Origin of the sequence: Haloferax sp. AS1 (assembly GCF_014530665.1) — an archaeon.
Lineage (GTDB): Archaea > Halobacteriota > Halobacteria > Halobacteriales > Haloferacaceae > Haloferax > Haloferax volcanii.
In genome coordinates, this window is record NZ_SPSA01000001.1 from 178,172 (window position 1) to 197,481 (window position 19,310).

General features: G+C 68.0%; 27 protein-coding genes and 1 tRNA gene. 19 read left to right on the forward strand and 9 right to left on the reverse strand.

The window, feature by feature from the left end:
• Positions 1 to 72: 72 nt before the first annotated feature.
• Together E4P24_RS00870 and E4P24_RS00875 are read left to right on the forward strand one after the other, a co-directional pair.
• Complete coding sequence (locus tag E4P24_RS00870; RefSeq protein ID WP_006600821.1) at positions 73 to 1,218, forward strand: NAD(P)/FAD-dependent oxidoreductase; 1,146 nt, start codon at positions 73 to 75, stop codon at positions 1,216 to 1,218.
• Positions 1,219 to 1,228: 10 nt separating this feature from the next.
• On the forward strand, positions 1,229 to 1,642 hold the full coding sequence (locus E4P24_RS00875; protein WP_115802009.1) for a DUF1641 domain-containing protein: 414 nt from the start codon (positions 1,229 to 1,231) through the stop codon (positions 1,640 to 1,642).
• Between the two features lie 56 nt (positions 1,643 to 1,698).
• Here E4P24_RS00875 and sufU read toward each other — a convergent pair whose 3' ends face one another.
• The 3 genes from sufU to sufS form a co-directional block, all read right to left on the reverse strand.
• A complete protein-coding gene (sufU, locus tag E4P24_RS00880) occupies positions 1,699 to 2,127 on the reverse strand; it encodes a Fe-S cluster assembly sulfur transfer protein SufU (RefSeq protein ID WP_004045199.1) in 429 nt (142 codons plus the stop codon).
• Between the two features lie 72 nt (positions 2,128 to 2,199).
• Positions 2,200 to 2,787, reverse strand: a complete 588-nt coding sequence (locus tag E4P24_RS00885; protein WP_115802010.1) for a mechanosensitive ion channel domain-containing protein — start codon at positions 2,785 to 2,787, stop codon at positions 2,200 to 2,202.
• A gap of 110 nt (positions 2,788 to 2,897) precedes the next feature.
• Positions 2,898 to 4,172, reverse strand: coding sequence for a bifunctional cysteine desulfurase/selenocysteine lyase SufS (gene sufS, locus E4P24_RS00890; RefSeq protein WP_345776369.1), 1,275 nt, complete (start codon positions 4,170 to 4,172; stop codon positions 2,898 to 2,900).
• Between the two features lie 213 nt (positions 4,173 to 4,385).
• On the opposite strand from sufS, the gene E4P24_RS00895 reads away from it, so the two are divergent.
• Entirely contained in the window at positions 4,386 to 5,519 is a 1,134-nt protein-coding gene (locus E4P24_RS00895) for a PAS domain-containing sensor histidine kinase (protein ID WP_188147982.1), read from the forward strand.
• Positions 5,520 to 5,564: 45 nt separating this feature from the next.
• Here E4P24_RS00895 and E4P24_RS00900 read toward each other — a convergent pair whose 3' ends face one another.
• Positions 5,565 to 5,867 (reverse strand): DUF424 domain-containing protein, encoded by a 303-nt coding sequence (locus tag E4P24_RS00900; RefSeq protein ID WP_004065714.1) that lies wholly within the window; start codon positions 5,865 to 5,867, stop codon positions 5,565 to 5,567.
• Entirely contained in the window at positions 5,868 to 6,608 is a 741-nt protein-coding gene (locus E4P24_RS00905; protein WP_188147983.1) for a tetratricopeptide repeat protein, read from the reverse strand.
• 91 nt (positions 6,609 to 6,699) lie between these two features.
• Here E4P24_RS00905 and E4P24_RS00910 point away from each other — a divergent pair, with 91 nt between their 5' ends.
• From E4P24_RS00910 to ftsY, 8 genes are all read left to right on the forward strand, one after another.
• Complete coding sequence (locus E4P24_RS00910; protein WP_188147984.1) at positions 6,700 to 7,314, forward strand: histidine phosphatase family protein; 615 nt, start codon at positions 6,700 to 6,702, stop codon at positions 7,312 to 7,314.
• 26 nt (positions 7,315 to 7,340) lie between these two features.
• Positions 7,341 to 7,895 carry an RNA 2',3'-cyclic phosphodiesterase gene (gene thpR, locus E4P24_RS00915; protein ID WP_008605908.1) on the forward strand — a complete coding sequence of 185 codons (555 nt, stop codon included), beginning with the start codon at positions 7,341 to 7,343 and terminating at the stop codon, positions 7,893 to 7,895.
• Positions 7,896 to 8,045: 150 nt separating this feature from the next.
• Complete coding sequence (locus E4P24_RS00920) at positions 8,046 to 8,198, forward strand: 50S ribosomal protein L39e (RefSeq protein WP_004045214.1); 153 nt, start codon at positions 8,046 to 8,048, stop codon at positions 8,196 to 8,198.
• A 3-nt stretch (positions 8,199 to 8,201) separates the two neighbouring features.
• Positions 8,202 to 8,480: a 50S ribosomal protein L31e gene (locus tag E4P24_RS00925; RefSeq protein ID WP_115802014.1), complete on the forward strand. Its 279-nt coding sequence runs from the start codon at positions 8,202 to 8,204 to the stop codon at positions 8,478 to 8,480.
• A gap of 3 nt (positions 8,481 to 8,483) precedes the next feature.
• Positions 8,484 to 9,149 (forward strand): translation initiation factor IF-6, encoded by a 666-nt coding sequence (locus E4P24_RS00930; RefSeq protein WP_004045218.1) that lies wholly within the window; start codon positions 8,484 to 8,486, stop codon positions 9,147 to 9,149.
• A gap of 81 nt (positions 9,150 to 9,230) precedes the next feature.
• Positions 9,231 to 9,407, forward strand: coding sequence for a 50S ribosomal protein L18Ae (rpl18a, locus tag E4P24_RS00935; RefSeq protein WP_004045220.1), 177 nt, complete (start codon positions 9,231 to 9,233; stop codon positions 9,405 to 9,407).
• Positions 9,407 to 9,877 carry a prefoldin subunit alpha gene (gene pfdA, locus E4P24_RS00940; RefSeq protein WP_004045222.1) on the forward strand — a complete coding sequence of 157 codons (471 nt, stop codon included), beginning with the start codon at positions 9,407 to 9,409 and terminating at the stop codon, positions 9,875 to 9,877. The genes rpl18a and pfdA overlap by 1 nt, the downstream gene beginning before the upstream one ends.
• A 32-nt stretch (positions 9,878 to 9,909) precedes the next feature.
• Positions 9,910 to 11,280: a signal recognition particle-docking protein FtsY gene (gene ftsY, locus E4P24_RS00945; protein ID WP_115860657.1), complete on the forward strand. Its 1,371-nt coding sequence runs from the start codon at positions 9,910 to 9,912 to the stop codon at positions 11,278 to 11,280.
• 42 nt (positions 11,281 to 11,322) lie between these two features.
• Here ftsY and E4P24_RS00950 read toward each other — a convergent pair whose 3' ends face one another.
• Positions 11,323 to 11,940 (reverse strand): LysE family translocator, encoded by a 618-nt coding sequence (locus E4P24_RS00950; RefSeq protein WP_188147985.1) that lies wholly within the window; start codon positions 11,938 to 11,940, stop codon positions 11,323 to 11,325.
• A gap of 33 nt (positions 11,941 to 11,973) precedes the next feature.
• Entirely contained in the window at positions 11,974 to 12,966 is a 993-nt protein-coding gene (locus E4P24_RS00955; protein WP_188147986.1) for a D-2-hydroxyacid dehydrogenase, read from the reverse strand.
• Positions 12,967 to 13,056: 90 nt separating this feature from the next.
• Here E4P24_RS00955 and E4P24_RS00960 point away from each other — a divergent pair, with 90 nt between their 5' ends.
• The 4 genes from E4P24_RS00960 to E4P24_RS00975 all read left to right on the forward strand — a co-directional run bounded on the left by E4P24_RS00960 (position 13,057) and on the right by E4P24_RS00975 (position 16,800).
• A complete protein-coding gene (locus E4P24_RS00960) occupies positions 13,057 to 14,454 on the forward strand; it encodes a signal recognition particle protein Srp54 (RefSeq protein WP_004045235.1) in 1,398 nt (465 codons plus the stop codon).
• A gap of 109 nt (positions 14,455 to 14,563) precedes the next feature.
• Positions 14,564 to 15,145, forward strand: a complete 582-nt coding sequence (locus E4P24_RS00965; protein WP_004065697.1) for a magnesium transporter — start codon at positions 14,564 to 14,566, stop codon at positions 15,143 to 15,145.
• A complete protein-coding gene (locus E4P24_RS00970; protein ID WP_004065695.1) occupies positions 15,146 to 15,706 on the forward strand; it encodes a magnesium transporter in 561 nt (186 codons plus the stop codon). It abuts the gene before it with no gap.
• Positions 15,707 to 15,780: 74 nt separating this feature from the next.
• Positions 15,781 to 16,800 carry a transporter gate domain-containing protein gene (locus E4P24_RS00975; protein WP_004065693.1) on the forward strand — a complete coding sequence of 340 codons (1,020 nt, stop codon included), beginning with the start codon at positions 15,781 to 15,783 and terminating at the stop codon, positions 16,798 to 16,800.
• A 33-nt stretch (positions 16,801 to 16,833) separates the two neighbouring features.
• On the opposite strand, the gene E4P24_RS00980 is transcribed toward E4P24_RS00975, so the two are convergent.
• Both E4P24_RS00980 and E4P24_RS00985 read right to left on the reverse strand, forming a co-directional pair.
• The gene (locus E4P24_RS00980) at positions 16,834 to 17,250 is read right to left on the reverse strand and encodes an RNA-binding domain-containing protein (protein ID WP_188147987.1); all 417 of its coding nucleotides are present in this window, start codon (positions 17,248 to 17,250) and stop codon (positions 16,834 to 16,836) included.
• 2 nt (positions 17,251 to 17,252) lie between these two features.
• Positions 17,253 to 17,822, reverse strand: coding sequence for an AAA family ATPase (locus E4P24_RS00985; RefSeq protein ID WP_004045240.1), 570 nt, complete (start codon positions 17,820 to 17,822; stop codon positions 17,253 to 17,255).
• A gap of 139 nt (positions 17,823 to 17,961) precedes the next feature.
• Here E4P24_RS00985 and E4P24_RS00990 point away from each other — a divergent pair, with 139 nt between their 5' ends.
• From E4P24_RS00990 to E4P24_RS01005, 4 genes are all read left to right on the forward strand, one after another.
• Complete coding sequence (locus tag E4P24_RS00990) at positions 17,962 to 18,339, forward strand: YccF domain-containing protein (RefSeq protein WP_004045241.1); 378 nt, start codon at positions 17,962 to 17,964, stop codon at positions 18,337 to 18,339.
• A 43-nt stretch (positions 18,340 to 18,382) separates the two neighbouring features.
• Positions 18,383 to 18,456: transfer RNA gene (locus E4P24_RS00995), tRNA-Arg, on the forward strand.
• A 271-nt stretch (positions 18,457 to 18,727) separates the two neighbouring features.
• Complete coding sequence (locus E4P24_RS01000; RefSeq protein ID WP_188147988.1) at positions 18,728 to 19,003, forward strand: hypothetical protein; 276 nt, start codon at positions 18,728 to 18,730, stop codon at positions 19,001 to 19,003.
• 51 nt (positions 19,004 to 19,054) lie between these two features.
• The gene (locus E4P24_RS01005; RefSeq protein WP_115860653.1) at positions 19,055 to 19,258 is read left to right on the forward strand and encodes a hypothetical protein; all 204 of its coding nucleotides are present in this window, start codon (positions 19,055 to 19,057) and stop codon (positions 19,256 to 19,258) included.
• The last annotated feature ends 52 nt before the right edge of the window (positions 19,259 to 19,310 follow it).

Consider the following 19,310-nt stretch of genomic DNA (forward strand, 5'->3'; position numbering starts at 1 on the left):
GGTTCTCACAATGTTGGAAACAGATTGCAATACTATCCCGTCGGCGGCCCACCGTTTAGGTAGGTGAACTCCATGACGCACCGAATCGTAGTCGTTGGCGGTGGCACGGGTGGGACGGTCGTTTCGAACCGTCTCGCCGAGGAACTCGAATCGGAGATAGACGACGGCGACGTGGAGGTAACGCTGGTCTCCGACGATACGAAACACGTCTACAAGCCGGTGTTCTTGTACGTCCCGTTCGGAGTCGCGGAGCCGGACGACGGCGTCCGCGACCTGCGGGACCTCGTCGACGAGCGGGTGGACATCGTCACCAACCGCGTCCGCCGGGTCGACACCGACGAAAAGCGCCTCTACTGTCAGGACGGCGACGAGGAACTCGACTACGACACGCTCGTCCTCGCGACCGGCGCGAAGCTCGACCCCGACGCGGTTCCCGGCTTCCGGGAGGGCGCACACCACTTCTACAACGCCGATGGGGCCGAACGGCTCCGCGACGCGCTCGCGGAGTTCGAGGGCGGTCGCCTCGTGTTGAGCGTCGTCGGGACGCCCCACATGTGCCCGGCCGCGCCGCTCGAATTCACGTTCATCGTGGACGACTGGCTCCGGAGCCGCGGGCTGCGCGAGGACACGGACCTCGTCTACACCTACCCGATGGAGCGGAGCCACGGGAAGCCCGAGGTCGCGGAGTGGGCCGACCCGATTCTGGCCGAACGGGGCGTCCGCGTCGAGACCGACTTCGTCGTCGACGCCGTCGACCCGGACGAACGGGTCGTCTCGGCGGAAAGCGGCGCGGAGGTGGACTACGACCTGTTGGTCGGCATCCCGCCGCACCGCGGTGACGAACTCATCACCGACTCCGGCCTCGGTGACGCCGGCTGGGTCGACGTGGACCAGCGGACCCTCCGCGCGACCGCCGCCGAGGACGTGTACGCCATCGGTGACACGGCGGCGCTGCCCATCCCGAAAGCCGGGAGCGCGGCGCACTTCCAGGCCTTTGCGGTCGCGGAGCGCATCGCCGCGGAGGTCCGGGGTCGCACGCCGACGAAGCGCTACGACGGCAAGACCGTCTGCTTCGTCGAGACCGGCCTCGACGAGGCGTCGTTCGTCTCGTTCGACTACGAGACGCCCGCGACGATGCGCCAGCCGTCGAAGCCCGTCCACTGGGCGAAACACGCCTACAACGAATCGTACTGGCTGACCGCCAGGGGGATGCTCTGAGGTGAGACCAATGCAGGACCACGAACCAACCACGACGACAGAACAGCAGGTGCCCGACGAACTCGTACGGGCCATCGAGAACAACCCCGAGGAGGTCGCGCTCCTCGTCGAGCGGATGGGTCTCGTCAACGACCTCATCGACGTGCTCGAACTCGGCGTCGGCGCGCTCGACGACGAAATGGTCCGGTCGCTCGCGCGGACCGGCACCTCCCTCGCGGAAGTCGCAGACGACGCTTCCGACCCCGACACCGTCGCCGGGATGAAGCGCCTGCTCCGCGCCGTCGGCGACGCGGAGGAGGCGGAGGCGACGCCCGTGGGCGCGGTCGGCCTCCTGCGGGCCACTCGCGACCCCGAGGTCAAGGCGGGGCTCGGCTACCTCGTCGCGCTGGCGGCGGCGCTCGGCGCGGGGACGGACGAAGAATAACTCGAATCGCGTTCGGTTCGCCGTGCCGCTGCCGGCCGAAGTCGGCCGAAGCCGGCTCAGTCGTCGCCGTCTTCGGTCTTCGTTTTCTCGATTTCTATCTCGCCGTCGTGAATCTTCGCGCCGTCCTGTGCGACCTGTCGCGCGAGGACGGCGCACTTGATTCGCATCGGCGAGATGTCGACGCCGAGCATCTCGGTGATGTCGTCGGTGTCCATCGCTTCCAGCTCCGAGAGCGTCGTGCCCGGCAGTCGCTGGGTGAGCATGCTCGCGGACGCCTGACTGATGGCGCAGCCATCGCCGGAGAACGCGACGCGCTCTATGGTCTCGCCGTCGTCGGCGAGCTGCACGTCCATCGTAATCGTATCGCCGCAGGAGGGGTTCTCCCCGGTGTGGGTGAACGTCGGCGACTCCAGCCGACCGTGGTTCCGGGGGTTCTTGTAGTGGTCCATTATCTGCTGACGATACATGTCTGAGCCAATGCCCATTGGTGTTCGTCGGGGGTACGCCCGAGCGCCGTAAAAGGATTCCGGGGCCGGCGATTCGGCCGAATTCGTCGCTTACGTCGCGTCGGCCGTTGACGCGTCTTCGGCCGCCGGCGCGTCGTACTTCGTCCACTTCTTTTCGACGTCGCGGTTGGCCACGACGACGGTGTCGCCCTCGTCGCTCTCGAAGCGTGTCTTTCGGAGTTCGATGGAGCTGACCGTCCCCGTCACCGGGTCCGATTTCACGCGGTCGCCGGGGTTGAAATCGGGGTCCCGAAGTAGGTAGACGCCCGCCACCGTGTCGGCTATCATGTTCGACAGCGCGTAGGAGACGCCCAGCGCGACGAAGCCGGTCGCGGTGCCGAGGCTCGCGGCGACCTCGGTCATGCCGACGATGTTCAACAGCGCGAGCGCCGCGCCGAACCACAGGAACACGCCCGCGACGGCGACGCCGAGTTCGACCACGAGGTCCTGTTCTTCGGGGTACAGCCCGTCGAGCACGCCCCGGACGACGAACAGTATCGCCCTGATGCCGACGTAGGCGAGCGCGAGGAAGACGACCGCCGTGAGCACCTTCGGCGCGGCGTCCTGCACCGCCGTCCCGAACTCCGCGACGGTCTCCCGGAGCGTCTCGACGAGGAAGCCGGTCAGCGATTGAAGCATACGCTCCGACGACGTGTCAGCGGGACAAAGGTATTTGGGGGCGGCCGGGCGGGAAAAAGGGGAACGCGGCCGTACTCAGGCGAACTGTTGGTTCGCGGAACGGTTCGCTCTCAGGCGAACAGTTCGCGGGCCGTATCGATAGCGTCGACCAGCGCGTCGACTTCCTCTCGCGTGTTGTAGATGTAGAACGACGCCCGCGTCGAGGCCGCTGCGCCGAGTTTGTCGTGGAGCGGCTGGGTACAGTGGTCGCCGGCGCGGATGGCGACGCCCTGTTCGTTGAGGATACTGGAGAGGTCGTGGGCGTGGACGCTGTCGAGGTTGAACGCGACGAGGCCGCCGCGGTCGTCGCCCGGCGGGCCGTAGATTTCGATGTCGTCGAACTCGGTGAGGCGGTCGTAGGCGTACTCCGCGAGCAGTTCCTCGTGGGCCTGGACGTTCTCCATGCCGATGTCGTCGAGGTAGTCCACGGCCGCGGCGAAGCCGACGCCCTGCGCGATGGGCGGCGTGCCGGCCTCGAACTTCCACGGGAGGTCCTCCCACGTGGAGTCCTCGTAGGTGACGCTCCGAATCATCTCGCCGCCGTAGAGGTACGGCCCCATCTCGTCGAGGATGTCGCGCTTGCCGTAGAGCGCGCCGATGCCGGTCGGGCCGCACATCTTGTGGCCCGAGAAGGCGAAGAAGTCGGCGTCGATGGCCTCCACGTCGACGGGGCGGGTCGGGACCGACTGCGCGCCGTCGACGAAGATGTACGACCCGACTTCGTGGGCCATGTCCGCGAGTTCGGAGACCGGGTTGACGGTTCCGAGGGTGTTCGAGACGTGGACGACCGAGACCATCTTCGTGGAGTCGTCGATGAGCTCCTTCGCGTGCTCCATGTCGAGGCGGCCGTCGTCGTCGACGCGGATGTAGCGCACCTCAGCGCCGGTCTTCTTGGCGATTTGCTGCCACGTGACCAGCGAGGCGTGGTGTTCCATCTCGGTCATGACGACCGAGTCGCCCGGCCCGAGTTCGTCGAGGCCCCACGCGTAGGCGACGAGGTTCATCGACTCGGTGGTGTTCTTCGTGAAGACGACCTCCTCGCGGCCGCCGGACGCGCCGATGAACTCCGCGACGCGGTCGTGGGCGTCCTCGTAGGCGACCGAGGCCTCCTGGCTCAGATGGTGGATGCCGCGGTGGACGTTCGAGTTGTAGCCGTGGTAGTAGTCGACGATGGCGTCGACGACCTGTTCCGGCGTGTGGCTCGTCGCGGCGTTGTCGAGGTAGACCAGCGGCGTGGTGTCGTCGTCGTGTTCACCCGGCGTCGAGATGTCGCCGCCGACCTTCCGCTGGAGGATGGGGAAATCCGTGCGGATGGCGTCGACGTCGACGGGGTACGACTCCTGCACTCTCATTGGTGTGAGTTACCCCCGTAGGCACAACACGTCTTCGGTCCGCACGCGGCGCTGCAACCGATTTCGGTTTCGTCAGCCGGCAACTGTGGCCGGTGACGGTGACGCGACGGCGACGCAACGGCGACGAGGACAGCGACCGCGGCGCGGCGGGGACGTGTCGGCTCCCCACCCGAACGAATCAAGTAGCTCACGTTCGTTTGTGTAACAATGTCGCACGTCACCTCGTCCTCGCTCGCGTTTTCGAGCCTCGACGCGCTTCCGACGCAACTCGCGATTCTGGACGAGGACGGCGTCATCGTCTACACCAACCGCGCGTGGCAGGAGTTCGGCAACGAACACGGCTATCAGGGCGACAGTAGCTCCGTCGGCATGAACTACCTCGGCGTCTGCGACCTCAGTGCCGACGCCGACGCGACGACGGCCAGCGAGGGCATCCGCGCCGTCATCGACGACGACAGAGACGAGTTTTCCTTCGAATACCCCTGCGAGACGCCCGAAGAGCGCCTCTGGTTCACCATGCGGGCGACTCGATTCACCGACGACGGCGAGACGTACGTTCAAATCGCACACCTCGACATCACCGACCGGAAGCGCGCGGAACTGGAGGCCGAAGAGAAGGCCGAGCGCCTCCGGAACCTCGCGCGGATGCTCTCGCACGACCTCAGAAACCCGCTTTCGGTCGCCGTGGGCTACGTCGAATCGCTCCTCGACGACGTGGTCGCCGCCGACGGACTCGAACAGGTCGCCGGCGCGCTCGACCGGATGGACGACATCATCACCGACGCGCTGGTGTTGGCCCGCCACGACGCGGTCGAGGAGCTCTCGACCGTCGACCTCGAAACGCGCGCGACGACCGCGTGGGAGCACGTCGCAACCGGCTCGACCGACCTCGTCGTCGCCGACACCGTCGAGTTCCGCGCGGACCCGAGTCTGTTGGGACACGTGTTCGAGAACCTGTTTCGGAACGCCGTGGAACACGGTTCCACGGGCAGTCGGGATACTCCCGACGACGCTGTCGAACACGGTTCCACGGGCAACCAGACTGCGTCTGGTGACGCCGTCGAGCACGGCGCGAGCGACGACCTGACCGTGACGGTCGGCGTGCTCTATGGCGACGCGGACGAGACGGGGTTCTACGTCGAGGACGACGGCGTCGGCATCCCCGCGGAGGAGCGCGACGAGGTGTTCGAGGCCGGCTACACCACGGGTGAAGAAGGGACGGGACTCGGCCTGTCAATCGTCGCGCAGGCCGTTCACACGCACGACTGGGATATCGACGTCACCGAGGCCGAAAACGGCGGCGCTCGCTTCGAGATAACGGGCGTCGAGCGCCCGGCGTAACGTACCGGCGCGGAAGCGCGGAGCACACCGATTTTCGACGGCGGCTCAGCGGAGCCAGAGCAGTTGCGCGTGGAGCGTGCCGTCGACTTCGAGGACGGTTTCCTCGTCTACGAGGCCGGCGTCGATGGCGACCGAGACGGACTCCTCGCCGACGATGTTGGCGACGGTCGCGCGGGTGAGGCTGTCCACGACGGCGTCTTCGTCGGCGGTCTCGGCCTCGTCGCCGCCGTAGAAGTCCTCTGTCACGTCCAGCGAGACGCCGTCGTCGGTGTAGGTCTCGCCGATGCAGTCGGGGTCGCAGACCGAGACGAGGAGCCCCTCGGGGGTCTCCCGCTCGCGGAGGAGCATCTAGTACTCCTCGACGAGTTCCGCTTCGGCCTGCTCGCGGAGGTCGTCGGCCTGCTGCTGGGCCTGTTCTGCTTCCTCGTCGCGCCCGAGTTCTTCGAGCGCGCGCGCCTTCTCCTCGTGGACGCCGGGGGTGCGCATCCCGAGGCGGATGGCGTTGTCGAAGGCGTTGACGGCGTCCTCGTTGAGGCCGCGCTCGTGGAGGAAGAAGCCGCGGTTGTACCACGCCTGCGGGAACCGCGGGTCGAGTTCGACGGCGCGCTCCGCGTGGTCGAGCGCGTCGGCCGTCTGGCCGGCCTCCCAGAGCGCGTACGCGAGGTTGGTGTGGGCCGTCGCGGCGTGTTCGCTGTCGTCGTCGAGTTTGAGCGCCTCCCGGTAGGAGCCGATGGCCTCGTCCCACTCTTCGAGTTGGCCGTGGGCCGCGCCCTTGTTCACCCACGCTTCCTGGGCGATGTCCTCGTCGTCGCCGGCGAACCGAGCGACGCGCTCGAACGCCTCGGTGGCCTCCTCGAAGCGGTTAATCTGCATGTACGAGAGCGCCACGTCGAGCAGTTTCTCGACGTCGACGTCCTCGGGGTCGATGTTCCGCTGGTCGAGGATGTCGGTCAGGACGCGCGAGTCGACCGGGTCGACCTTCGTCGGGTCCACCGAGAGTTCGGGCGGGTCGAGCGAGAAGTCGGAGTAGTCCTCGTCGAACCCCTGTCCCTCGGAGAAGCGGTGGGGTCGATTGCCGTCGTCGGTCATATAGCCGCGCTTGGGCGTCACGGCGGTTAAACGCTGCGTCAGCGGGACGACACCGACCGCTTTTTAGCCTCCCGCGGGCGAGCGTCTCCGAATGTCCGCGCCCCCGACGACGGTCGTGTCGTTCGTCCGGCACGCCCACGTCCCGTCCGTCTCCGACGCCGAGCGCACCCCCGGCCTCTCGCGTCACGGCCGCCGCGACGCCGCGCGCGTCACCGCCCGCCTCGCGGACCTCGCGGACGTGGTCGCCACCAGCCCCGCCGAGCGCGCCCGCGCGACCGTCGAGGGCGTCGCCGACGCGGCGGACGCCCCGCTCATCGTCGACGAGGACCTCCGCGAACGCGAACTCGCTGACTCACCCATCGAAGACTTCGACGAGGCCGTCGAACATCTCTGGGCGAACCCGAACGCGTCGCACCCCGGCGGCGAGTCCCACGCCGAGGCGCAGGCCCGCGGCGTCGCCGCCGTGGACCGCCTCGTCGAGGCGTACCCCGACCGCCACGTCGTCGTCGGCACCCACGCCACGCTCATGGCGCTCGTGTTCAACGCCTACGACCCGCGCTACGGCCGCGAGTTCTGGACGGGGCTGACGACGCCCGACGTGTACGAGGTGACGTTCGTGGGCGGCGAGGCGTTCAGCATCGCCCGGACGTGGACGCCCGAGGAGGACGACCGCGCCGACGCCGACCGCGACCCGGCGGAACGTTAACGTCCGGTTCGGGTCAACCACCTGCCATGCGTTGCTTTCTCGCCGTCGACCTCCCCGACTCGCTCGCGGCGGGCGTCGCCGCGGTACAAGACCGGCTCTCGGACGCGGACGGGCTTCGGTTCACCGACCCCGAGAGTGCGCACGTCACCCTGAAGTTCCTCGGCGAGGTGGCGCCGGACCGCGTCGGAGCGGTGGAGGATGCGGTCGAATCGGCCGTCGACGCCGCCGGGGTCGGCCCCTTCGACGCCTCGGTCGACGGGCTGGGCGTCTTTCCCTCGCTCGACTACATCCGGGTCGTCTGGCTCGGCGTCGACGACGGCGGGGCCGAGTTGACGCGGCTCCACGAGGCCATCGAGCGCGAGACGACGGCACTCGGCTTCGACCCCGAAGACCACGAGTTCACGCCGCACGTCACGCTCGCCCGCATGGACGACGCCCGCGGGAAGGACCTCGTGCGGCGCGTCGTCGGGGGTGAGTCACCGACGGTCGGGTCGTTTCGCGTGCGCGAGGTACGCCTGAAGAAGAGCGACCTCGGCCCCGACGGCCCCGAGTACGAGACGGTGGCGCGGGTCTCGCTGTGAGGCGCGTCAGTCGTCGGTCGGTCGGCCGCCCGCGACGCCGACCCCCGCGGAGAGCCGCGTTTCAGCCGATTCGGGCGTGCGGACGCCCCTCACACGCCCGAAACTCGAAGGAACAAGATTTTATGCGGAGGATGGAAAGTACAGCCCACTATGGGTAAGAAGTCGAAGTCCAAGAAGAAGCGTCTGGCGAAGCTCGAACGCCAGAACAGTCGCGTCCCCGCGTGGGTCATGCTCAAGACGGACATGGAAGTCACGCGAAACCCCAAGCGTCGCAACTGGCGGCGGAGCAACACGGACGAGTAAGCAATGAGCGCAAACGACTTCGAGGAGCGCGTCGTCACCGTCCCGCTCCGAGACGTGCAGGCGGTTCCGGCACACGAACGCGCGGGCCGCTCGATGACGCTCATCCGCGAGCACCTCGCGAAGCACTTCAAGGTCGACACCGAGAACGTGCGTCTCGACACGCAGATCAACGAGGACATCTGGGCGCACGGTCGGCAGAGCCCGCCGAGCAAGTTCCGCGTCCGCGCCGCGCGTTTCGACGAGGACGGCGAGTCGGTCGTCGAAGCGGAACCGGCCGAGTAAACGGTGCTTCGCGCCTCCTTCGCCGGTTCGTCCTACATCGGCGTCTTCGCTCGCGCGACCGACGACGCGCTGTTGGTCCGCCCGGACGCCGACGACTCGCTCGCCGAGCAGATGGCCGAGGAACTCGACGTGCCGCTGGTCAAGACGACCGTCGGCGGGTCGGGAACGGTCGGTGCGTTAGCGACGGGTAACGAGAACGGTCTTCTCGTGTCGAGCCGCGCCACGTCCCGCGAGAAGGAGGCCCTCACCGACGCCGTGGACCTCCCGGTCTACGAGCTTCCCGGTCGCATCAACGCCGCCGGCAACGTCGTGCTTGCGAACGACTACGGCGCGTACGTCCACGCGGAGCTCTCCGACGAGGCCGTCGCGGCCGTCGAGGAGGCGCTGGAGGTCCCCGTCGAACGCGGCGACCTCGCCGACGTTCGAACCGTCGGGACGGCGGCCGTCGCCAACAACCGCGGCGTCCTCTGTCACCCGAAGTCGCGCGAACCCGAACTCGAAGCGCTCGAAGCGCTGCTCGACGTTCGCGCCGACATCGGCACCATCAACTATGGCGGACCGCTCGTCGGCTCCGGCCTCGTCGCCAACGACGAGAGCTACGTCGTCGGCGAGGACACGACCGGCCCGGAGCTGGGTCGCATCGAAGACGCCCTCGATTACATCGACTGAGGGCCTCGCGTCCCCCCGTTTCTCGCTTCAGTTTCGCTCCGAGTAGGAAGACCTTTCCCGCTCGCCACCCGACCGACGTGCATGAGCCAGTTCATTATCACGGGCAGCTTCACGAGCCGTGGCGTCGTCCACGAGTTCACGAAGACTGTCGAAGCGCCGAACGAGAACGTCGCACAGGAACGCGCCTTTTCGCTCATCGGGAGCGAGCACGGAATCAAGCGCACGAAGGTCGAGCTCAACGAGGTGACCGCGGCATGATGGGCGGCGGTCAGCAGCAACTCCAGCAGCTCTCCCAGGAGCTTCAGGCGCTCGACGAGGAAATCGAATCGCTCGAAGCCGAAGTCTCCGACCTGAACGACGAGAAAGACGAGATCGACGAGGCGGTCGAGGCCATCGAGACGCTCGAAACGGGCTCGACGGTGCAGGTGCCCCTCGGCGGCGACGCGTATCTCCGCGCCGAAGTCCAGGACATCGACGAGGTCGTCGTCTCCCTCGGCGCGAACTACGCCGCCGAGCAGGAACAGAGCACGGCCATCGAGACCCTGCGACGCAAGCAGGACGCGCTCGACGAGGAAATCGCGAGCGTTCGCGGCCAGATCGAGGAGCTCGAAGAGGAGAGCGACGAGATCGAAGAGCAGGCGATGCAGGCCCAACAGCAGATGCAGCAACAGCAGATGCAGCAGATGCAGCAGATGCAGGGCGAGGGCGACGACGGCGACGACGAGTAAGGTAACCCCTACCCCCACCTCCTACTATTCAGATGTTCGACGGACTGAAGAAGAAACTCAACCGCTTCCGTAACGACGTTGAAGAGACCGCCGAAGAGAAGGCCGAGGCGGCCGCCGACGAGGCCGAATCCGACGCCGACGCGGAAGCGGAATCAGCACCAGCAGACGCGGACAACGCGGCGGTCGAACCCGAGGCGTCCGAACCCGCTGCTGCCGACCCGGACGCCGACGCCGTCGGCGACGCGGACGCCGGGTCCGAAGCCGACGCGGTCGACGCGGCCGACGCTCCCGCGGACGCCGAGTCGGCGTCTGCGGCGGTCGAAGCCGATGCCGATGCCGAATCCGAATCCGCGGCGACCCCGGAGCCGGATTCCGAGGTCGACGCCGGCGCGGACACGGGCGACGAGCCGAGCGGCGAGCCGACGGCCGACGAGGTCGAACCGCGCGAGTCGCTCGCCTCCGACGCCGCGAAGGCGGCGCTGACCGAGGAAGACGAAGACGATTCGTCCGGTCCGGGGCGGCTCCGCCGCGCCGCCGCGTTCGCCACGGGGAAGGTCGTCATCGAGGAGGAAGACCTCGAAGATCCCCTCTGGGAGCTCGAGATGGCGCTCCTCCAGAGCGACGTCGAGATGCAGGTCGCAGAGGAGATTCTCGAGACCATCCGCGAGAAGCTCATCGGAGAGACGCGAAAGCAGGTCGAGAGCACCGGCCAGCTCGTCTCCGAGGCGCTCCACGACGCGCTGTACGAGGTCATCAGCGTCGGGCAGTTCGACTTCGACCAGCGCATCGCCGAGGCCGACAAACCGGTCACGCTCATCTTCACCGGCATCAACGGCGTCGGGAAGACGACGACCATCGCCAAACTCGCGAAGTACTTCGAGAAGCAGGGCTACTCGACGGTGCTCGCCAACGGCGACACCTACCGCGCCGGCGCGAACGAGCAGATTCGCGAGCACGCTGAGGCGCTCGACAAGAAGCTCATCGCTCACGAGCAGGGCGGCGACCCGGCGGCGGTCATCTACGACGGCGTCGAGTACGCCGAGGCCCACGACATCGACATCGTCCTCGGCGACACGGCCGGTCGGCTCCACACCTCGAACGACCTGATGGCGCAGTTGGAGAAGATAGACCGCGTCGTCGGCCCGGACCTCACCCTCTTCGTGGACGAGGCCGTCGCCGGCCAGGACGCGGTCGAACGCGCCCGGCAGTTCAACGACGCGGCCGCCATCGACGGCGCGATTCTGACGAAGGCCGACGCCGACTCCAACGGCGGCGCGGCCATCTCCATCGCGTACGTGACGGGCAAGCCCATCTTGTTCCTCGGCGTGGGGCAGGGCTACGACCACATCGAGAAGTTCGACCCCGAGCAGATGGTCGAGCGCCTGCTCGGTGAAGACGAGTAATCGGACTCGGTCCGTCGTCCGTTTCTTTCGGTCGCCTCACGCTCACTCCAGTGCGAGCACGACTCCGAGCAGTAGCATCGTCCCCGCGCCGACGTAGTTCAGCGCGCTGGCGACCCGGGTCTCCGCGAGCCGCGAGCCGAGTCGGTCCGCGCCGAGGGCGACGCCCGAGAGGTACAGCGCCGTGAGGGCGGCGTAGGTCGCGCCCAGACCCGCCATCCTGACGCCGGCTCCCGCGCCCTGCCCGGCGAACCCGGGGAGGAACGCGAGGAAGAACAGCGCGACCTTCGGGTTGAGCGCGTTGACGAGGACGCCCCGGCGAAAGCTCGCCCCGCTTTCGGTCTCGACCGAGGGGTCGAACTCGTCGTTTCGGAGGGCGGTGACGCCGAGGTACACGAGGTACGCCGCGCCGACGTACTTGACCGCCGCGGCGGCCTCGGGGACGGTTCGAAAGAGCGCCGCCGCGCCGAGCGCCGCGAGAAGCGTGTGAAAGAGGACGCCCGTGGCGATGCCGAACGCCGACCGGACGCCCGGCCCGCGACCGTCGAGGCCGCGGGCGAGGACGTACATCGTGTCGGGGCCGGGCGCGAGGATGAGCGCGACCGCCGCCCCGCAGAACGCGAGGTAGGTCGCGGCGTCGAGTCCGAACGCGAGCGTCGTCATCGCTCGGGGCTACGATTCGCCGCGGGAAGTAGCTCAGGGGTTCGAGCCAGCGTCCGAGTCCGGCTTCGGAACGACCTGATTGCGGAGCGTGGGGTCGCCGCCGTCCGACGCCGACGCCAGTCGTTCGGCGTTCTCCGCGAGGATGTCGGCGACGCGCGTCCAGTAGTGCGGCGTGTGGCCGGCGACGTGCGGGGTGATGTAGACGTTCTCGAAGCCCCAAAGCGGGTGGTCTTCGGGCAGCGGCTCGGGGTCGGTCACGTCGAGCGCGGCGGCGCGGAGGCGGTTGCTTCGGAGGTGCGAGACGAGGGCGTCGGTGTCGACGATACCGCCGCGCGCGACGTTGACGAGGACGGCGTGTTCGGGGAGCGCGCTCAGCGCCCGGCCGTCGATGAGTCCGCGCGTCTCGTCGGTCAGCGGGCACGCGACCACGAGGAAGTCGGTGCGGACGAGCGCCGATTCGAGGTCGTCGAATCCGAGAACTTCGTCGGTCGGGCCGCCCTTCTCGGGCGTGTAGCGAACCCCGACGGTCTCGACGCCGAACGCGTCGAGTCGCTCGACGACCGCCTGTCCGATAGCGCCGAGGCCGACCACGGTAGCCGTCGACCCCCGTAACTCGCCGTACGACTGGAAACTCCGCCACTCGCGTCGTCGCTGGCGGCGGAGACCTTCGTCGAGTCGGCGGGTAATCATGAGCAGCCACCCGAGGACGTGTTCGGCGATGTTGGGGCCGTGGACGCCGGAGGCGTTGGTGACGCGGACGCCGCGCTCGCGGAGCGTTTCCAGCGGGAGGTTGTCGTAGCCGGCGGCCGCGCCGGCGAACAGTCGGAGGTCGTCGGCGGCGTCGAGCACCTCGTCGGGGAGCGACGTGCCCGTGATGACGGTCGCGTCCGTCGCGGCGTCGAGCGTTTCGGCGGTCGTCTTCGGGTGGCGCACGGTCGCGTCGGGGAGTCGCTCGCGGAGGGCCGCGGCGTACTCCGACGCCGGGATGCCGTGCGTGGGGCGGTCGAGGACGAGAATCGTCGTCATCGAGTGCGCTGTCGGGGGCCGAGCCGATAGGTGTTGGCCCCGAACGCGACGGATAAAGCCTTTACCGGCGCGCCGGCGTAGGAAGGCACAATGGTACTCGACAATCTCGGGAGTTCCCTCCGCGGCAGTCTCGATAAGCTGCGCGGGAAGTCCCGCCTCGACGAGGACGACGTTCAGGAGATCGTCAAGGAGATTCAGCGCTCCCTGCTCTCCGCCGACGTCGACGTCAGCCTCGTCATGGACCTCTCGGACTCTATCAAGACCCGCGCGCTGGAAGAGGAGCCGCCGGGCGGCACGAGCGCGCGCGACCACGTCCTGAAAATCGTCTACGAGGAACTCGTCGACCTCATCGGCGAGTCGACGGAGATTCCGCTCGAATCGCAGACCATCATGCTCGCCGGCCTCCAGGGGTCGGGGAAGACGACCACCTCCGCCAAGATGGCGTGGTGGTTCTCGAAGAAGGGGCTTCGCCCCGCGGTCATCCAGACCGACACCTTCCGCCCCGGCGCGTACGACCAGGCCAAGCAGATGTGCGAGCGCGCCGAGGTCGACTTCTACGGCGACCCCGACTGCGACGACCCGGTCCAAATCGCCCGCGAGGGCCTCGAAGCGACCGAGGACGCCGACGTGCACATCGTCGACACGGCCGGTCGCCACGCGCTCGAAGACGACCTCATCGACGAAATCGAGGAGATAGAGGGCGTCGTTCAGCCCGACCTGAACCTGCTCGTCCTCGACGCGGCAATCGGGCAAGGGGCGAAGGAACAGGCTCAGCAGTTCGACGAGTCCATCGGCATCGGCGGCGTCGTCATCACCAAACTCGACGGGACGGCGAAGGGCGGCGGCGCGCTGACCGCCGTCAACGAGACCGACTCGTCTATCGCCTTCCTCGGCATGGGCGAGACGGTCCAGGACATCGAGCGCTTCGAGCCGAACGGCTTCATCTCTCGGCTGCTCGGCATGGGCGACCTGAAACAGCTCTCCGAGCGCGTCGAACGCGCCATGTCCGAGACCCAGGCCGAAGACGAGGACTGGGACCCCGAGGAGATGATGAAGGGGAACTTCACCCTCAAGGACATGCAAAAACAGATGGAGGCGATGGACAAGATGGGGCCGCTCGACCAGGTGCTCGACATGATTCCGGGCTTCGGCGGCGGCATCAAAGACCAGCTTCCGGACGACGCGATGGACGTGACCAAAGACCGGATGCGCTCGTTCGAGGTCATCATGGACTCGATGACCGAGGAGGAACTGGAGAACCCCCGGAAGGTCGGCGCGTCCCGCGTCAGGCGCATCGCGCAGGGGTCGGGACAGGACGAGGAGACGATTCAGGAACTGCTCGAACAGCACCGCATGATGGAACAGACCATCAAGCAGTTCCAGAACATGGGCGACGGCGACATGCAGCGGATGATGAAGAAGCTCCAGAACCAGGGTGGCGGCGGCGGTGGCGGCATGGGCGGTCTCGGCGGCATGGGGCCGTTCTGAACGCGCGCGATTTCTTCGCCGCGGTTTCTGTGCCTGCCCGCGCGAGTTCCTCGCCTCGCTGCGCCGCGATACCGCCGACTTTTAACGCTCGGGTCCGTCGCACCCCACAATGACCGTGCGAGACGTGGCGGTCGAGGCCTACAAGGAAGCCTTGCCCGCGCTCGCGGCCAGCCTCGTCGGCGGCCTCGTCGCCGGCGTCGTCCTCGGGGGGATGCGGGCCGAACTCCGGGCCGTCCCGGGGCTGCTCGTCCTCGTTCCCGCGCTGTTGGCGACCCGCGGCAACGTCTACGGCTCGCTCGGCGCTCGCATCGCCACCGCGCTCCACCAGGGACTCATCGAACCCCGCGTCACCGGCGGCGACGAGCGCCTTCGGGCGGCCGCGACGGCCGCGCTCGCAAACGGCGTGCTCACGAGCACGTTCGCCGCCGTCGTCGCGTTCTTCCTCCTCACGTTCCTCGGCAGCCGGGTCGCGCCGCTTCCGATTCTCGTCGGCGTCGCCATCGTCGCCGGCCTGCTCTCCGGCATCGTCCTGACCGTCGTCGTCGTCAGCGTCGTCTTCGCGGGCTACCGCCGCGGGCGCAACCCCGACACCATCGTCGGCCCGGTCGTGACGACTACCGGCGACGTGTTCGGCGTCCTCTTTTTACTCATCGCGGTCCGGACCGTCCTCGCCGTCGCGGGGGTGTTCTGAGTGCCGACGGAGTGGACCGTCCGCGCCATCACGCGGGCGATGCTCCCGGTGCTGCTCGTGCTCACGCTCGTCGAACTCGGGAGCGGCCTCGTTCTCGGGAGCTTCGAGGCGCAGTTGTTCCGCTACCCCTCGCTGCTCGTGCTCGTCCCCGTCACCATCGGGACCGCGGGGAACCTCGGGAGCGTCCTCGCGGCGCGACTGTCCACGTCGTTCCACCTCGGGACGCTCTCGTTTTCGCCCCGCGACGACGAACTCGCGGGCAACGCCGTCGCCACGCTCGCCCTCGCGGTGACGGTGTTCCCAGTCATCGGCGCGGGCGCGTGGGTCGCCACGCTCCTCGTCTCCGGCGACACGTCGCTGGCCCTCCAGAAGGTCGTCCTCGTCGCCTTATCGAGCGGGATTTCGCTCGCCGTCCTCGCGGTCGTCGTGACGTTCTCTTCGACCTACGTCGCCTATCGGTTCGGTCTCGACCCCGACGACGTGGTCATCCCCGTCGTCACCAACCTCTGCGACGTGCTGGGGGTCGTCGTCCTGTTCGGGGTGGCGCAGGTGCTCGTCTGACCCCGCTGTCCCCGACGTTCGAACGCCTCCCGCCGACCGACGCCGATTAGTTCGCTCGGCCCCGACCGTCGGTCGTGCAGCCGTCGGCCGTCCTCCCGGTGCTGTTCGAGGTGCTCCCGCGAGTCGCGCGCATCGCCGCCTACATCGCCGTGGGCGTCTTCGCCGCGAACCTCGTCGTCGCCTTCGGCCTCGTCGAGCGCATCGCCGGCCTCTCGCGGTATCTGACGAGCCCCGCGAACCTCCCCGACGAGGTGGGGACGGCCATCGTCACCACCGCCGCCTCGACGACGGCGGGCTACGGGATGCTCGCGGAGTTCCGCGAGTCGGGCGTCCTCGACGACCGGGCGACGCTCGTCGCCGTCACCATCAACACGTTCTTCGGCTTCGTCCAGCACATCTTCACGTTCTACTGGCCGGTGCTCATCCCCATCCTCGGCCGCGAGGTCGGCTTCATGTACGTCGGCGCGCGGGCGGCCATCGCGCTCGCCATCACCGCGACCGGCGTCGTCGCCGGCGCGGTGCTCCTCGCGGACCGGAACACGACCCCGGTCGCGGTCACCGAGACCGACGGCTCGGGCGGCGCGGTGGATGCGGTCGATTCGGCCGCCGACGCGGGCGACTCCGGCGACGCGGCCGAGAGCGACGACTCGCTCCGCGAGACGGTCGACGACGCCGCCCGGAGCACCTGGAAGAAACTTCGGCGCATCGTCCCGCGGCTGGCGGTCGTTTACGTGGCCGTCACGCTCCTGCTTCGGACGACCGACCTCGAATCGTTCGCGGCGCTCGCCAGCCCGCTGACGAACCTCGTCGGCCTGCCGGGCGCGGCCGTCCCCGTCGTCGTCGCCTTCGCGTTCGACACGACGACCGGCGCGGCGACCATCGCGCCCGCCATCGGCGAGACGTTTACGCCGAGACAGGCCGTGGCGACGATGCTCATCGGCGGCATCATCTCCTTCGCCGTCTCGACGTTCAAGCGGTCGATTCCCTTCCAGTACGGCATCTGGGGCCCCGAGTTCGGGTCCAAGGTCATCGCCGTCAACACGGGGCTGAAAATCGTCTTCATCGCCGTCGCGGTGGCGCTGTTGGTCGCCTGAGTCGCAAGAAACGTCCCCGCCGCAGCGGCCGAGTTAGCGGTCGTTCGGGTCGACCGGCCGCCCCTCTTCGGTCGGCGGCGCGATGTAGTCGATGACCTCGTCGACGGAGGGGTCGCGGACGGTCACGTGCACTTCGATGTCACCGAGTTCGTCGGGGTTACCGACGGAGAAGTTGACGACGCCCTTGAACGCGGCCTGCTTTTTCAGCGCGAACGAGAAGCCGTCGTCGTCGCGGCGCTTTGCGAACTCGCGGCGGGCGGTGTCGAGGATGGCCTGCTCGTGGAGGCGTTCGGAGAAGCGCTCCAGCTCGTGGGTCTCGCCGACGAGCTGTCCGGGTTCGTGGTCGAGTTCGACGCCGGGGAAGATGTTCTCGACGGCGTCGCCGACGCGGTTCGTGACCTCGGTGTCGCGGACGGGCACCTCGATGCGGACGTCGACGCTGTAAATCATGCTCACGCGTCGGCCTCCGCGAGCGCTTCCGGCCCCTCTTCGAACAGCTTCGTGATGGTTTCGCGGTACTCTGCCAGCGTGCCGGTGTTCTGGATGACCACGTCGGCGCGGTCCATCGCGTCGCCCATCCCGAAGTCGAGTTCGCGGCGTTCGCGCTTTTTGAGCGCCTCCACGTCGGTGTCGCTGTCGTCGCGGTCGCGGTCGAGCAGGCGCTCGGCGCGCGTCTCGAACGGCGCTTCGACGCTCACGAGGACGAAGTCGTCGCCGAACGCCTCGCGGAAACGGTCGAGTTCGACGCCCGACCGAAGCCCGTCGACGAGCACCACGTCGTTCGATTCGAGGTGCTGTTCGACCATCGGCAGCGAGCGCGCCGCGATGGCGTCGTCGCCCTCCTCCTCGCGGAGCGCGGTCGCTATCTTTCCGTGGTCCGTCGCGGGGTCGAGGCCGCGCTTGCGACACTCCTCGCGGATGACGTCGCCCATCGTCACGACGGGTACGCCCGCGTTGCGGGCCACCTCGGCGAGTTCGCCCTTGCCGCTTCCCGGCAGGCCGACCGTCCCGATGACTCTCATAGCCGGTGTTACCGCGTTGGCGCTGTTAAAGCCTCCCTTCACGTCGCTCCGGGTGGCGGGTTTCGCCGGTTCCCTTCACCCCGCTCCACCTCACCTCGACCACCCCGCTGCTTTTCGCCTCGGCCCGCGTACTACGCCTATGTCTCAGCGCTCGTTCGTCGTCCGCGCCCTCTGGTTCGTCTTCGTCGGCTGGTGGGCGACGCCCGCCGTCGTCAACGTCGCGTGGTTCCTGAACGCGACCGTCATCGGCATCCCGCTCGGCGTCGCGCTCATCAACCTCGTGCCGACGGTGCTCTCGTTGAAGGAGCCGAAAACCCGGCTCGACCCCGACTCGGGTCGCGGCCAGCGGTCGGTCGTCGTCCGCGCCGTCTACTTCGTGTTCGTCGGCTGGTGGCTGAGCTGGGTCTGGGCGAACGTGGCGGTGCTGTTCACGCTCACCATCGTCGGCCTCCCGGTCGGCATCTGGATGCTCAACCGGCTCCCCGCGGTCACGTCGCTGTATCGGTTCGACGGGTAGAACCCGATTCGTTTTTCTTGCAGGGACGGTTTGTGGGCATCGAGGGCGCGTAGCTCAGTCGGACAGAGCGTCGGACTTCTAATCCGATGGTCGCGGGTTCGAATCCCGTCGCGCTCTTTTCGTTGCTGAAACCCCCGAGTGGTAGCGAGACGTGTGGGAACGCTACGCGCGGGATTCGAATCAGGGAGCAACTTGTTGCGACTGGGGTTCGAATCCCGTCGCGCTCTTTTCGTTGCGGTAGACCGCCGAGCGACGGCATCGGCGGCCCCACCTACTCCTGTCCTGAGCGGGTTCTGTTCTCGACGACTATGGGGCCTGACCTCGGATACGTGTGACCTACAAGTTAGGATGACAACATTTTTCGGTCGAGCGGCGCGAGACGCCCCGCATGGACGTTCTCGGCATCGTCGCCGCGGCGGTCGTCTTCGGCGTCGTCGCCTACAATCTCGTGACGAGCCTCGACGGCCGATTCGCGAGACTCCTGTTCGGGTGTCTGGGCGTCGTCGCCGCGACGCTCTACGTCATCGAACAGTTCGGACTCGCGGCGTCGCTCGGACTGAACGTCGCTCACGGCCTCCAACTCGTCGCGGCCCTGCTCGTGGTCTCGGCGCTGGTCGATTTCCTCGCCCGGCGCGCCGAGGCGGGCGATTCCGGGTCGTCGTGAACGCCGCGACTCCCCACTATTCTCGTTACGTGTCGTCCAGTTGCCCCGTGTATGGTCTTCGCGTCCGACTCCCCGTTCGGGGGACGGTTCGAACAGACGATAGACGACGCGGTCGTCCACGGCGACGCCGACATGGAGTCCGCGCTCCACGAGGGGCCGGTCCGCGTGCTCGTCAACGGCTGGGTCGAGGTGCCGGGCGGCCGGTATCTCTCCCCGCACGCGGTCCGCCATGTCGACGTGCGAGTCCCCGAGTGACGCCGGTTCTCACATGAGCGCCAGTTCTCGACCGCAGTCGGGGCACTCGTCG

Excerpts from the sequence above, each read along its gene's own strand:
- E4P24_RS00980 (WP_188147987.1), bottom strand. The coding sequence starts at position 17,250 with ATGATTTACAGCGTCGACGTCCGCATCGAGGTGCCCGTCCGCGACACC.
- E4P24_RS00900 (WP_004065714.1), bottom strand. The coding sequence starts at position 5,867 with ATGCTCCTCCGCGAGCGGGAGACCCCCGAGGGGCTCCTCGTCTCGGTC.
- E4P24_RS00870 (WP_006600821.1), top strand. The coding sequence starts at position 73 with ATGACGCACCGAATCGTAGTCGTTGGCGGTGGCACGGGTGGGACGGTC.
- ftsY (WP_115860657.1), top strand. The coding sequence starts at position 9,910 with ATGTTCGACGGACTGAAGAAGAAACTCAACCGCTTCCGTAACGACGTT.
- E4P24_RS00885 (WP_115802010.1), bottom strand. The coding sequence starts at position 2,787 with ATGCTTCAATCGCTGACCGGCTTCCTCGTCGAGACGCTCCGGGAGACC.
- E4P24_RS01000 (WP_188147988.1), top strand. The coding sequence starts at position 18,728 with ATGGACGTTCTCGGCATCGTCGCCGCGGCGGTCGTCTTCGGCGTCGTC.
- E4P24_RS00905 (WP_188147983.1), bottom strand. The coding sequence starts at position 6,608 with ATGACCGACGACGGCAATCGACCCCACCGCTTCTCCGAGGGACAGGGG.
- rpl18a (WP_004045220.1), top strand. The coding sequence starts at position 9,231 with ATGAGCCAGTTCATTATCACGGGCAGCTTCACGAGCCGTGGCGTCGTC.
- sufU (WP_004045199.1), bottom strand. The coding sequence starts at position 2,127 with ATGGGCATTGGCTCAGACATGTATCGTCAGCAGATAATGGACCACTAC.
- E4P24_RS00895 (WP_188147982.1), top strand. The coding sequence starts at position 4,386 with ATGTCGCACGTCACCTCGTCCTCGCTCGCGTTTTCGAGCCTCGACGCG.
- E4P24_RS00910 (WP_188147984.1), top strand. The coding sequence starts at position 6,700 with ATGTCCGCGCCCCCGACGACGGTCGTGTCGTTCGTCCGGCACGCCCAC.
- E4P24_RS00960 (WP_004045235.1), top strand. The coding sequence starts at position 13,057 with ATGGTACTCGACAATCTCGGGAGTTCCCTCCGCGGCAGTCTCGATAAG.
- E4P24_RS00950 (WP_188147985.1), bottom strand. The coding sequence starts at position 11,940 with ATGACGACGCTCGCGTTCGGACTCGACGCCGCGACCTACCTCGCGTTC.
- E4P24_RS00920 (WP_004045214.1), top strand. The coding sequence starts at position 8,046 with ATGGGTAAGAAGTCGAAGTCCAAGAAGAAGCGTCTGGCGAAGCTCGAA.
- pfdA (WP_004045222.1), top strand. The coding sequence starts at position 9,407 with ATGGGCGGCGGTCAGCAGCAACTCCAGCAGCTCTCCCAGGAGCTTCAG.
- thpR (WP_008605908.1), top strand. The coding sequence starts at position 7,341 with ATGCGTTGCTTTCTCGCCGTCGACCTCCCCGACTCGCTCGCGGCGGGC.
- E4P24_RS00955 (WP_188147986.1), bottom strand. The coding sequence starts at position 12,966 with ATGACGACGATTCTCGTCCTCGACCGCCCCACGCACGGCATCCCGGCG.
- E4P24_RS00965 (WP_004065697.1), top strand. The coding sequence starts at position 14,564 with ATGACCGTGCGAGACGTGGCGGTCGAGGCCTACAAGGAAGCCTTGCCC.
- E4P24_RS00985 (WP_004045240.1), bottom strand. The coding sequence starts at position 17,822 with ATGAGAGTCATCGGGACGGTCGGCCTGCCGGGAAGCGGCAAGGGCGAA.
- E4P24_RS00875 (WP_115802009.1), top strand. The coding sequence starts at position 1,229 with ATGCAGGACCACGAACCAACCACGACGACAGAACAGCAGGTGCCCGAC.
- E4P24_RS00990 (WP_004045241.1), top strand. The coding sequence starts at position 17,962 with ATGTCTCAGCGCTCGTTCGTCGTCCGCGCCCTCTGGTTCGTCTTCGTC.
- E4P24_RS01005 (WP_115860653.1), top strand. The coding sequence starts at position 19,055 with ATGGTCTTCGCGTCCGACTCCCCGTTCGGGGGACGGTTCGAACAGACG.
- E4P24_RS00925 (WP_115802014.1), top strand. The coding sequence starts at position 8,202 with ATGAGCGCAAACGACTTCGAGGAGCGCGTCGTCACCGTCCCGCTCCGA.